Source organism: Cognatitamlana onchidii (assembly GCF_004804355.1).
Classification (GTDB): domain Bacteria; phylum Bacteroidota; class Bacteroidia; order Flavobacteriales; family Flavobacteriaceae; genus Cognatitamlana; species Cognatitamlana onchidii.
Window position 1 is genome coordinate 1 of record NZ_SRWZ01000009.1, and the last position, 12,610, is coordinate 12,610.

At 35.0% G+C, this 12,610-nt stretch carries 12 protein-coding genes; 9 read left to right on the plus strand and 3 right to left on the minus strand.

The annotated features are described in order from the left end of the window. Positions 1 to 142: 142 nt before the first annotated feature. Both E5D58_RS14600 and E5D58_RS14605 read left to right on the plus strand, forming a co-directional pair. Positions 143 to 739 (plus strand): linear amide C-N hydrolase, encoded by a 597-nt coding sequence (locus E5D58_RS14600; RefSeq protein WP_168796705.1) that lies wholly within the window; start codon positions 143 to 145, stop codon positions 737 to 739. 454 nt (positions 740 to 1,193) lie between these two features. Further along, positions 1,194 to 1,601: a hypothetical protein gene (locus tag E5D58_RS14605; RefSeq protein ID WP_136483080.1), complete on the plus strand. Its 408-nt coding sequence runs from the start codon at positions 1,194 to 1,196 to the stop codon at positions 1,599 to 1,601. Between the two features lie 187 nt (positions 1,602 to 1,788). Here E5D58_RS14605 and E5D58_RS14610 read toward each other — a convergent pair whose 3' ends face one another. Further along, a complete protein-coding gene (locus E5D58_RS14610; protein ID WP_136483082.1) occupies positions 1,789 to 2,307 on the minus strand; it encodes a lipid-binding SYLF domain-containing protein in 519 nt (172 codons plus the stop codon). A gap of 224 nt (positions 2,308 to 2,531) precedes the next feature. Continuing rightward, positions 2,532 to 3,593 carry a LacI family DNA-binding transcriptional regulator gene (locus E5D58_RS14615; RefSeq protein WP_235835933.1) on the minus strand — a complete coding sequence of 354 codons (1,062 nt, stop codon included), beginning with the start codon at positions 3,591 to 3,593 and terminating at the stop codon, positions 2,532 to 2,534. Between the two features lie 122 nt (positions 3,594 to 3,715). Between E5D58_RS14615 and E5D58_RS14620 the strand changes: the two genes are divergently transcribed. The 4 genes from E5D58_RS14620 to era all read left to right on the plus strand — a co-directional run bounded on the left by E5D58_RS14620 (position 3,716) and on the right by era (position 7,410). Beyond that, positions 3,716 to 4,762, plus strand: a complete 1,047-nt coding sequence (locus E5D58_RS14620; protein ID WP_136483085.1) for a sugar kinase — start codon at positions 3,716 to 3,718, stop codon at positions 4,760 to 4,762. A gap of 88 nt (positions 4,763 to 4,850) precedes the next feature. Continuing rightward, positions 4,851 to 5,519 carry a bifunctional 4-hydroxy-2-oxoglutarate aldolase/2-dehydro-3-deoxy-phosphogluconate aldolase gene (locus E5D58_RS14625; RefSeq protein WP_136483087.1) on the plus strand — a complete coding sequence of 223 codons (669 nt, stop codon included), beginning with the start codon at positions 4,851 to 4,853 and terminating at the stop codon, positions 5,517 to 5,519. Positions 5,520 to 5,737: 218 nt separating this feature from the next. Further along, the gene (locus E5D58_RS14630) at positions 5,738 to 6,406 is read left to right on the plus strand and encodes an FKBP-type peptidyl-prolyl cis-trans isomerase (RefSeq protein WP_235835934.1); all 669 of its coding nucleotides are present in this window, start codon (positions 5,738 to 5,740) and stop codon (positions 6,404 to 6,406) included. Between the two features lie 122 nt (positions 6,407 to 6,528). Continuing rightward, positions 6,529 to 7,410 (plus strand): GTPase Era, encoded by an 882-nt coding sequence (gene era, locus E5D58_RS14635; protein ID WP_136483091.1) that lies wholly within the window; start codon positions 6,529 to 6,531, stop codon positions 7,408 to 7,410. Between the two features lie 33 nt (positions 7,411 to 7,443). Here era and E5D58_RS14640 read toward each other — a convergent pair whose 3' ends face one another. Beyond that, a complete protein-coding gene (locus E5D58_RS14640; RefSeq protein WP_136483093.1) occupies positions 7,444 to 7,950 on the minus strand; it encodes a GTP-binding protein in 507 nt (168 codons plus the stop codon). 167 nt (positions 7,951 to 8,117) lie between these two features. Here E5D58_RS14640 and der point away from each other — a divergent pair, with 167 nt between their 5' ends. From der to E5D58_RS14655, 3 genes are all read left to right on the plus strand, one after another. After that, positions 8,118 to 9,422, plus strand: a complete 1,305-nt coding sequence (gene der, locus E5D58_RS14645; protein ID WP_136483095.1) for a ribosome biogenesis GTPase Der — start codon at positions 8,118 to 8,120, stop codon at positions 9,420 to 9,422. 88 nt (positions 9,423 to 9,510) lie between these two features. Further along, the gene (locus E5D58_RS14650; RefSeq protein WP_136483097.1) at positions 9,511 to 9,951 is read left to right on the plus strand and encodes a protein-disulfide reductase DsbD domain-containing protein; all 441 of its coding nucleotides are present in this window, start codon (positions 9,511 to 9,513) and stop codon (positions 9,949 to 9,951) included. A gap of 10 nt (positions 9,952 to 9,961) precedes the next feature. Further along, the gene (locus tag E5D58_RS14655; RefSeq protein WP_136483099.1) at positions 9,962 to 12,529 is read left to right on the plus strand and encodes a TlpA family protein disulfide reductase; all 2,568 of its coding nucleotides are present in this window, start codon (positions 9,962 to 9,964) and stop codon (positions 12,527 to 12,529) included. Positions 12,530 to 12,610: the final 81 nt, after the last annotated feature.

Here is a 12,610-nt window from a genome sequence, read left to right on the forward strand (position 1 = left end):
AATAAATCCCCTGTAGAATTTATGCCCAGATTTGAAGATGAAATAAATTTAATCTCCAAATCTGACCTTAATAACAATTTTTTGTCGAATTTAGAGGTGTCCTAAAAAGGGATAGGCTACAGTCTCTACTACTAAGATTGCTGTGGCAAATAATGTAGAGGTGGGGATGCATTTTTCTATAGTTGATAAAGAGCGTCGTATCGTTGTTGAGTGGCAAGACGGTTCTGGTTATCCCGAGATCTTCGAAAACCATGTTGGTGCTATGTCAAACGATCCAATCTATCAAGAGCAATTAACTCATGTTCACAGTATGTTGAATCTTCAAGGAGAAACACTTGATACAGGTACAGTTAAATGGTCTGAAAGCCAGTTCCCAGGATTCGATAAGTCGCCAGTGGGACGCTTTAAGCAGGCTGCAGCACTTAATTATGTTTTAGATAAGTCTGTTATTAAATCTGACTTAGACGCCGTAAACACAGCATGGTCTATGGTTAATATGTTCGATATACCACGAGGTACGCTTTACTGGAAATGGTTAGATGAAGCGCCTCAAATGGTTGGGTATAGCATCGTTTCGGATACGAAAAATGCAGATTATTACTTCCGTACTTACGACAACCACCAAATTCGTAAAGTAGATGTTGATAATATTGATTGGGAAAATGCAAAATATGAGGAAAAAGCAATCTTTGGAACGCTTTTAGAAACAGGGTATTCAGACTTTGTTTCATTAAATTAAGTTTAGTCAGTTTGTTTTAAGTGTCACAAAGTAAGCTTGACCTGTAAATTGGGAGACTTCACTTTAAAACTAAGCGTTACAAACTAGTGGTAGCGTTATATTTGAATAGAAATAATAACAAAAGATAAAATAAATAGGGGTTTTAAGAGAATTGTTCCCTGATATTAATACAAGACAAGAATAGTAAGTTTTTCATATAGTTAGTTTGGTTAGTTTGAAACCGCTCAGTCATCTCAAAACACTGAGCGGTTTTTTTGTGGAATCCTGTAAGTTCAGGTTTGATTTAGGACGTTTCACCTCTTACTTTTGTCGGCTCAGTACGTTGTCAATGTGTTAACAATTAGGGTTTTAATAACTTAGTCAAACTGAAGGTATGGCCTCGAATTAGGAATGGTTTTATTAAGCCATATACAACAATGACTAGTTAAGGGAATTCAGAAAAAAAATATAGCTTATGAAAACGACAACATTACACCGTAAAAAAAGGATAGTATGGGCAGCTTTAGTTTTTGTTTTACTAAATTGTTTTCCCTTTTATGCACAAAATGCTGCTGGCATCGCTATAGATGATACTTTGGTATTAACAGAGCCTAACAAAAAGGCCGATAGCCTTACGGCTCAGGTTTGGCCAGTTATTTCTATGTATGATTTTAATTTTAAGCTGGAAACAACAAATACCATTCATGAAATAGAAATGACGGTTTTAGATGAATATGGGGAAAAGGTAATGGGAGAAACCTATACGCCAGGTCAAGTTCATGATACAATTTACCGTTTTGGAGGTAATCTAGATTCTGGGCAGTATGTTATTAAGTTTGTACAAAACGACAAGGTGCATTATCAAACCTTGGTAAGACGTTAGTGCTAACCTAAATAGAACCAGAAAAATAATAACAAAAATAAATAGGGGTTTTAATAGGAATGTACCCTGTTATTAATACAAGATAAGAATAGTAAGTTTTTCATATAGTTAGTTTGGTTAGTTTGAAACCGCTCAGTAATCTCAAAAAGCTGAGCGGTTTTATTATTGATATCTGTGATAAAAAAACTTAGCGCATTACAGTTTTAAATTTTTGTCCCCCTACAGAAGCTTCATACATTAAGCCTCCTTTTGCATGGGTGAAAATTAAAATTCCATCTCTGTAATCTACATCAAATGAAGCGCCTTCTGTAACTGCAACGGCAGTTGCTTGTGCAGAAAACTCGAACTTATTTCCTGTAAAACGATCAAAGGCTTCTTTGTTTTTAAAAAATATTACTTCCGAATAAGACTGTCCCCCAGCTTGGAATCCAACCGTTAATTGAGACATTTTACAATCTCCTACCACGGCGCCTCCTTTATAAATAGTTCCATTTCCAGTGGCACCTCCAACTCCTAAACCACCTTTACCTATTGATGGAAAAACAGCGTATCCATAAGCGCTTGAAAAATATTTATTAATCTTTTTATTAGTTTTTTTCAATTCTTCCATGGCTTTGGCCGATTTATCTGAAACATCTTTTTGTGCAAAAGCATTTAAAGAAAAAGCTATTAGAAATAGCATTGTAATTGTAAGTTTTGTTTTCATGATATTACTCTCTTTTAAAATTTGATAAAAGATATTCATTTTTTATTAAAAAAAATAAAAATAACTAGGGGTTTTTCAATAGGGCTGTCCTGTTATGTAAGAAGGATAAGTTCAAAAGTGTGAAACAAAAAAATATTTATCATGATAACTTTTAAAATTACAAAATAAGACTAGAAAAGTTGTAGCATTATTTTTAGCAATACTTTTATCCAAGTGGAACCTTTTTACTGCTCTTTTTTAGAAGAGTCCCTAACAACTAATTCCGCATCCAATATTATTTTATTGAGTTTTTGCTTAATATTAGTTTTTTCGGTGTAGGCTAAAAATGTTTTGGCCGCCTGTTTGCCAATGTCTGTACTATGTTGTTCGATACTTGTTATAGAGGGCGTTACCATGGCTGTGAAAGGTTCGTTGCCAAAACCAACCAAAGCAATATCATTAGGCATATTTATATTTTGCTCGTTCATAACCTGCAAGGCTCCAAGCGCAGCATAATCTCCTGCTACATAAACCGCATCTGGCCTATGTTTTAATTGAAGTAATTCGGCCATTTTTTTTCGACCTTCTTTTATGGTTAAGCTACTTTCAATAAGAAGTTCGTCATCCAAGGGTAGTTGGTGCTTTTTTAAAGCGTCAATATAACCTTTAATTCTGTTGTTAAAAATTCTGGTACGCTTAAAACCTCCTATATGGGCAATACGTTTGCAGCCTTGCTTAACTAAATGTTCAACAATCATATGGCTGCTTTGGTAATCATTAATACCTATGTAATCTACATTTAAATCGTTTTCACCACGATCAAAAAGTATTAAGGGTATGCCCTTGGATTTTACTTTTTCAAAATGCTTTAAGTCTACCGTTTCGTTAGCCATAGAGGCAATAATACCATCAACTTGCGTAAATAATAAGGTGTCTATACTGTCACATTCTTTCTTATACGATTCATTGGACTGGGTAATTATAATGTTATACCCCTCCTTATTAAGTACCTCTTCCATACTTTGAATAACCGACGAAAAAAAGTTGCTATTGGTTCTAGGTACAATAACCCCAACCAAGTTACTTTTTCCACTTCGCAATGCGCTTGCAAGGTGATTTGGCTGGTAATTCAGGTTTTTTGCAACTTGTTTTACGGCTTTTTTTGTCTTAGCGCTTATTCGAGAGTCGTCATGTAAAGCCTTAGAAACCGCTGCTGCAGAGATATTTAAGACGTTAGCAATATCTTTTATGGTAGTTTTCTTTTTGATATTTATTTTTTTTATACCTTTGCTTGAACGTTTAAGCAAATATACTACGTTAGTAAATTATAAACAAAACCAAAAGGAATTTATTAGGTTTTGTTTTTTTTAGGAATAATGGTTAAACGTTTAAACAACTATTGTAAATTAAAAAAATAAGAGTTAAACAAATGGCAAAAGTAGTAACATTTGGAGAGATCATGTTAAGATTAGCTCCTCAAGGATTTTTAAGATTTTCACAAGCGAATAGTTTTGATGCTATTTATGGAGGAGGAGAATCGAACGTGGCCGTATCACTTGCAAATTACGGTGTAGATGTAGATTTTGTAACGCGTTTACCAAAAAATGATATTGGTGAGTGTGCTATGATGGAAATGCGCAAAAGAGGTGTTGGTGTAGACAAGATTGTTTATGGAGGAGATCGATTAGGGATCTATTTCTTAGAAACAGGAGCGGTTTCAAGAGGGTCGAAGGTGGTTTATGATAGAGCGCATTCTGCTATTTCAGAAATTGAGTCAGGAATGATTAATTGGGATGAGGTGTTTGAAGGCTGTGAGTGGTTTCATTGGACTGGTATTACACCTGCTATCTCTCAAGGTGCTGCAGATGTGTGTTTAGAAGCTGTAAAAGCTGCAAGTGCAAAGGGTATTACAATCTCTACCGATTTAAATTACCGTGCAAAATTATGGAAATATTGTGATGCCGCACATAGAGAAGCTATCATGACAGAATTAACATCATACTGTGATGTAGTTCTAGGAAATGAAGAGGATGCCGAAATGCACTTTGGAATTAAACCAGAGGGAATTACTGTTCAAACGCAAGGGCATGATGTAAAAGCAGAAGCGTTTTTATCAGTTTGTCAACAGATGATGGAAAAATTCCCAAGAGCTAAAAAGGTAATTACAACGCTTAGAGGTTCTATCTCTGCGTCTCATAATACATGGGCAGGCGTATTATATGATGGTTCTAAAATGTATGAAACACGTCAATACCAAATAACGGATATTGTCGATAGAGTAGGTGGAGGTGATTCATTTATGGGTGGATTAATCTACGGATTATTAAAATACCCAGAAGACGACCAAAATGCATTAGATTTTGCAGTGGCTGCATCTTGTTTAAAACACACTATTAAAGGCGATGCTAATTTAGTGACTGTGGCTGAAGTTGAAAAATTAATGGGAGGTGACGCTTCTGGACGTGTAGCTAGATAAAAAAGTGTTTAATTGTTAATCTGTTAGATCGTTTATTCGGTTTAGCAGTTCAACAAATAAACGAATCAACAATTAAACAGTAAAGAAAATGGCACAATTTTCAAGAATAGAAGTAGCGCAAGCTATGAAAGAAACAGGGATGATTCCTTTGTTTTTTAACAGTGATATCGAGTTAAGTAAAAAAGTTTTGAAAGCATGTTATGACGGTGGAGCTCGTTTAATGGAGTTTACCGCACGTGGTGATTTTGCTCATGAGGTTTTTGGGGAATTAACCAAATATGCTGTTGCAGAATTACCAGGAATGATTATGGGTGTTGGTTCTGTAACGGACGCTGCTGCTGCATCATTATATATGGCATTAGGAGCAAACTTTGTTGTAACTCCAGTGCTTAGAGAAGACATTGCAATAGCATGTAATCGTAAAAAGGTACTATGGTCTCCAGGATGTGGGACTTTAACGGAAATCACTAAAGCTGAAGAGTTAGGGTGTGAAATTGTCAAGTTATTCCCAGGAGATATATATGGTCCTCAGTTCGTAAAAGGCATAAAAGGACCACAACCTTGGACAAGTATAATGCCAACAGGAGGCGTGTCTCCTACAGAAGAAAATCTTAAAGGATGGTTTGATGCCGGTGTAACTTGTGTAGGAATGGGATCAAAATTAATTTCCAAAGATATTATAGCAAATAAAGATTATGCTAAGCTTGAGGAAGATGTTAGAGCAGCTTTGGCAATCGTTAAAAAGGTAAGAAAGTAGTTTTTACTTAATATTTGTATTTTTAGTTAAAAGGAGTCATATAATATATGACTCCTTTTTATTTTATTAGATTATTTAGAATGCAAAATTTATAGTTTATCGCTTATTAGAAGCATAATTTAATTTCTTTTTTTACTCTCTATAAATTTGTTACTTTTGGCGTCAAACAAAAAATAAAATTAACGATGAAAATAATGAAGTTTTTAAGTCTAGTGTCAATGGTTTTACTAGTAGTATCTTGTAATAAAAGTGGTGTTACTAAAAAGCCTTTAAAGACAGAACTGGATTCTGTAAGTTATGCTATAGGTTTAGACGTTGCAAGAAATGTGAAAACTAGTTTTGATGAATTTGATGGCGAGTTGTTTGTTCAAGGTTTTATTAATGGTTCTGATTCTACCGATGTTCTTTTGGAACCGGCTGATGCACAAAGAGTCATTCAGGCTTATTTTCAGAAAAAGCAACAACAACAAGCTGCAGAGCGTGTAGCTGCAGGAGAAAAGAATAAAGAAGAAGGTGAGGCTTTTTTAGCTGAAAATAAATCTAAAGATGGAGTGCAAACAACCGAGAGTGGTTTACAGTATATTGTGTTAAAGGAAGGAACAGGAGCGCAACCTACAGCAATATCTAACGTTAAAGTTCATTATCATGGGACATTAATTGATGGAACTGTTTTTGATAGTTCTGTTGATAGAGGAGAACCTGCAGAGTTTGGTGTATCACAAGTAATAAAAGGCTGGACAGAAGGTTTACAATTAATGAAAGAAGGTGCTAAATATAAATTTTTTATTCCTCAAGAGTTGGCTTATGGTGCTAATCCAAGACCAGGAGGTGCTATTGAACCTTTTGCAACATTAATCTTTGATGTAGAGCTAATAGAAGTTAAGTAACTTTGTAACAGCGATAAAAATTAGGCAAGCAGGAAGACATCTTCCTGCTTTTTTGTTTTTGTTAGCTTATACAAGAATAATCAATCAAGTTGTAACTTTGCAGTAAATTAAATTTAAAATTAATGAGTCATAAAGCTGGTTTTGTAAATATTATTGGAAATCCTAATGTGGGGAAGTCTACGCTAATGAATGCTTTTGTTGGGGAGAAATTATCTATAATTACTTCCAAAGCACAAACCACTAGGCATCGTATTCTTGGAATTGTAAATGGTGATGATTTTCAAGTAGTACTAAGCGATACCCCTGGGATTATAAAACCTGCCTACGAGCTGCAAGAATCTATGATGGGTTTTGTTAAATCTGCCTTCGAGGATGCCGATGTGCTTATTTACATGGTTGAAATAGGAGAGCAAGCTTTGAAAGACGAGGGCTTTTTCAATAAAATTACGTCGTCCAAAATTCCAGTGTTATTGTTGTTAAATAAAATTGATAAATCAGATCAAGAGCAATTAGAAACTCAAGTGCAACTTTGGGCAAGCAAAGTGCCCAATGCAGAAATATTTCCAGTGTCTGCCCTTGAAGGATTTAATGTAAAAGAAGTATTCAATAGAATTATAGAATTATTGCCTGATTCGCCGCCGTTTTATCCAAAAGACCAGTTAACTGATAAACCGGAGCGTTTTTTTATAAATGAAACCATAAGGGAGAAAATTTTAATGCATTACAAAAAAGAAATTCCTTATGCTGTAGAAGTTGATACCGAAGAGTTTCTTGAAGAAGACCATATTATAAAGGTGCGTTCTGTAATTATGGTAGAGCGAGAAACCCAAAAAGGAATTATTATTGGTCATAAGGGCAGTGCTTTAAAGCGCGTTGGTATGGAGGCTAGAAAAGATTTAGAGCATTTCTTTGGGAAACAAATTCATATTGAACTTTATGTTAAGGTCAATAAAAATTGGCGTAGCAATCAAAACCAATTAAAACGATTTGGGTATAATAATTAATGATGACCACAAATAGTTTTAAAAAAGAAATGATTAACTCGGTTTCTCTTCTCCTATAACCCGATACATAAAATTGTTTAAAGCATGCATTTCCTGTTTGCTGGATGCTTTTCCAATGCTCCCGGCAAAATACAAAGCAATCCAAATAACAATCATAAGCACCATGAGGCTAACTTGCAAAGCTACATTTTTGCCTAACGACCATTCACTGTAGGCCCAAATACCTAAAACAAGAAAGGCTGTAGCAACCAAAAAATGTAAAAAGATAAACATGGTCCAAACCGTAGGGTTAGGGCCAAATAAGCCATGGATAACGCTATTGTTTTCGTCTACTTTATTAATTTCAAGATGTAGCTGTGGGGACCAAAAAGTCTGTTTTTTTTTCGGGAATTTTATAAAAACATGGTCGTCAACCCTCGTAACAATAAACCTTGATTGCGTGGTTTTTACATTTCTAAAATCACTTAAAATGGCTTGATTATAGCGCGCTACTTCAATCTTAAATCGTGGTCGTAAAACAATATCGTTTGATAATGCCATTTTCAGTTTCGTTTTGGTTTCATAAAGTACTACTTTTTTTGAGATTTATAAATATTATTCTTTATGAGGTAAAAAGACCTGTCGTTAAGTATATTTCCTATTTTTGCAAAAGTTTTCAGAGCACAGCAAATTAGTCAATGTGAATCTGTTACACTTAAAAATTGATTATGAGTAGTATTGTTGCCATTGTAGGAAGACCGAATGTTGGAAAGTCAACGTTTTTTAATCGTTTAATTCAAAGACGAGAGGCCATTGTAGATGCTGTAAGCGGTGTAACCAGAGATCGCCATTATGGTAAGAGTGATTGGAATGGTAAAGAGTTTTCACTTATTGATACTGGAGGCTATGTACTTGGAAGCGATGATATTTTTGAAGCGGAAATAGATAGGCAGGTAGAATTGGCAATTGATGAGGCCGATGCCATTATTTTTATGGTCGATGTAGAGTCTGGTGTAACAGGAATGGATGAAGATGTTGCCAAATTGCTGAGACGCGTTGATAAACCTGTTTTTTTAGTAGTTAATAAGGTGGATAATGGAAAGCGCGCTGAGGATGCCGTAGAGTTTTATTCACTTGGCTTAGGCGAGTATTACACGATAGCTAGTATAAATGGAAGTGGTACCGGAGAGCTATTAGATGCTTTGGTAGAGGCTTTGCCTGAAAAGGAAGAGATAATAGAAGAAGATTTACCACGTTTTGCTGTGGTAGGACGTCCTAATGCTGGAAAATCGTCGTTTATAAATGCGCTTATAGGCGAAGATCGATACATTGTAACAGATATTGCAGGAACCACGCGAGATGCTATAGACACAAGGTATAACCGATTTGGTTTCGAGTTTAATTTAGTGGATACTGCTGGAATAAGAAGAAAGTCAAAGGTTAAGGAAGATTTAGAGTTTTATTCCGTAATGCGTAGCGTAAGAGCTATAGAACATGCCGATGTATGCCTATTGGTATTGGATGCCAATAGAGGATTTGATGGGCAGGTTCAAAATATATTTTGGTTAGCCGAACGCAACAGAAAAGGCATTGTTGTTCTGGTGAATAAATGGGATTTGGTTGAAAAGGATCATAAATCTGTCAAAGAATACGAAAGGGCTATAAAAAAACAAATGGAACCTTTTACAGACGTCCCCGTGGTTTTTATTTCAGCTTTAACAAAACAACGTATTTTTAAAGCGATTGAAACGGCTGTCGAGGTATATAAAAACAGAAGTAAAAAAATTAAAACCAGCGAACTTAATGACGTGCTTTTGCCTATTATTGATAACTATCCGCCACCAGCCTACAAGGGCAAGTTTGTGAAAATTAAATACATCATGCAATTGCCCACACCGCAACCGCAGTTTGCTTTTTTCTGTAACCTACCCCAGTACATAAAAGATCCATATAAACGTTTTTTAGAAAATAAACTTCGCGAAAATTTTGGGTTTAATGGGGTGCCCATTAGTGTCTATATGCGTAAGAAGTAAGTGTTTTACAAATTATTAGGTTTTTTTTAAGAATAATCATACGATTGATGTTTTATATTCGTTAATAGTTTAGCTATTAATTGTATATATGAAGATTGTATCAAATCTAATTATTCTCTTTTCAGTATTTTCTTTTTCTCAAGTTTTACAACCTGTTCAGTGGACCACTTCTATCGAGAGCATTGCCGCCGACGAATACGATATTGTTTTTACCGCTGGTATTAGTAGTGGTTGGCACTTGTATTCGCAGCACGTCCCAGAAGATGGACCACTTCCCACTAGGTTTACATTTGTTCCCAGTGAGGCTTACAGGGTTATTGGCCAACCTTCAGAGGAAAAAGGAAAAGAGGTTTATGAGGAAGTATTCCAAATGACCGTAACATATTTTGAACACAAAGCGGTTTTTAAGCAACGCATAAAACGAATTCATACAAACCCTTTTACTCTAGAGGGCATTATTAACTACATGTCCTGTAATAACGAATCATGTCTCCCAGGACAATTTAAATTTCAAACATCAATCAACTAAACTATCATTTATGAAAAAAATCATTTCCATTCTTTGCTTGGGTTTAATAACACTGTATGCTTACTCACAAAGAAGTATTGAAAACCCAGAGTATGGGGTCTCTACAATCCCAGGAGAAATTACCAAAATTGAAATACTGGATACTACTACGGTATTGCATTTCAAGTTAAAAAAACTGCCATGGGGGTATTTTCATATACCCAAAGAATCTTACATTCAAAATTTGAACGGAGGTAACAAACAGTTTGTTACCAAAGTTACAGGTGCAACGTTTAAAAGAAATTATTTTCCAGAATCGGGCGAAGTTACCTATCAGTTATATTTTGCGCCGCTCGATAAAACAGTAAAGACAATTGACTTTGGGGTGGCTAAAGAACGTGGCTGGATTGTTCATGATATAGTCATACAAGAAGATAAAAATAGCTTTTTGGTGCCAAAAGAACTTCGTGGTAATTGGCTTTTAGCAAATGGTAGTAATCGATGGGATTATGGTTTTAATTCGAAATATGCCATTGTAGATGGTGCTATATGGACTTACAAATCCATAGAAAAGAAAGGAAAAAAGTATGCTATAGTCTTAGAAAGAGAAAAAAAAGAAAGAACCATTTATGCGAAATTAGGAAAGGACGGCACTGTGACTTTTGGAAAAACGCCTAAAGCCCTTGAAAGTTATAGTTTAACTAAAATATTTAATCCAAATTTTAAGTTTGAAGACGATGTTGAGTTTGAAAATGTAGTATTTAGCCCAGGCTATGCCACTTATTCTGGAATGATCAAAGGGTTTTCAGATCGATTGAAACAAAAAACAGCAATGATTCATGTGAACAATGCGTTTAAAGGAGGGCAAGAATCGCATCTGATTAAAATTAATAATGATGGTAGCTTTAGGTTGGAATTCCCATTAACACATCCGCAGACCGTATTTGTAAGAATGGGGCCTATGTCTTATACGGTATTTGTAGAGCCAAAGAAAGAAACATTTCACTATATTAATAATAGGGCGTCTTTGTTTATGGGAGCGAATGCACGGGTAAATTCAGATCTAAATGCGCTAAATGATATCAGACTATATTTGGGTACTAAAGCGCGAAAGAAAATTGGAGAAACCACTCCCGAAGATTACAAAAAAATGTGTTCTGAATTAAGAGAAAAAGCACTTAACAAACTTGCCGATTATCAAAAAAATAATAGTGCTAGTCAAAAGGGGTTACAAATTAAAAAAATAGATTTGGAGCTAAGTTTTTATCAAGAACTTTTGGGATATGACATGTACCGCAGCTCTTTACAACGTAAAAACAAAAAAGTTAAAAAAGAGGCCGATAAAATGCCATATCGAGAGTTTGAGATTAGTAAGAGTTACTATGATTTCTTACCCAAAGATGTTGCAGATAATCGTCTTTACACCTTGTCAAATAGTTATTACTTTTTTGTAAACCGATTAATGTATGTCGATTTGTTTAAAACGCAGCGGAACTCAAAGCTTTCAAAAGTTGAAATGGCCGATGGGTTACTAAAACAAGGTGTTGAACTCACCCCAGAAGAATTAAATATGGTGGAGTTTAGTAAGCAAATTGAGACACCAGAAATACGGGCTAAAGAAGCTAATTTTGAAAAAAAGTATGGTGATGTGGAACAAGGGTTTTATAAAAAATATAGGGGACATTTCAAGGATGTTTCGGCCTATCTAAGAGCAGAAGATAGGCCTTATCGAGGTCATTTTATTCTTAGTGTTGTAGACTATTTCGAAGAAAAAGATATTGAGATAACTAATGAGGAAACAGAAATGGTAGAAGCGTTGCGAGTATTAAAAACCCCAAAGGAAATTGAAAAGGAGCATTTGTTTAATCAAAAATTTAAAGATGTTTCTCAACCATTTTATGAAAAATTCAGTGACAATAGTTCCGATATTTACAGGGCACGAAGAAGCGCAGTTCGCGATAAAAAGCTTAAAGCATTTTTTGAAAAGGAGGACGCTTTTATGTTCGATGTTATAAAGATGCAAGATCTTTGTATGCCATTAGAAGATTACGCAGTGTATAGTGATGAAGCCTTAGTGAGTGCTCAGCAAGAATTAAATACGCCATTTTTGAAAAATTATTTGGCATTATGTAATGAGCAAACCAAAGAAAAAATTGAAATTAATAAAACTAAAGGTGGCTATACTGTTCATAACGTTGAACGAACGGAAGGCGATGATCTTTTTGATGCCATGCTTGAAAAGTTTAAGGGCAAAGTGGTTTACGTTGATTTTTGGGCAACCTGGTGTGGGCCTTGTAAATCGGGTATAAAAAGAGTTGCACCCTTAAAAGAAATGATGAAAGATGAAGATGTTGTATTCTTATATGTAACTAATCCAAGCTCACCAGAAGGCACCTGGAAAAATGCCATTGCTAATATAAAAGGGGAACATTACCGGGTATCAAACGATGAGTGGAATTACTTAAAACAAAAATTTAATATTTCAGGAATACCACATTATACTCTTGTTGACCGAAAGGGCGGCATCGTTAAGTCTAAACTGAGACCAGGATCAAATGAGTCTTTAAAACGCATTTTAAAAGAAGAACTGGATAAATAGTGCTATTTCATAGTGCAATAAAAAGAGTTTAAAAAAAAAAGGAGAGATATCAATCTCTCCTTTTTTTTATACGTCTATGTG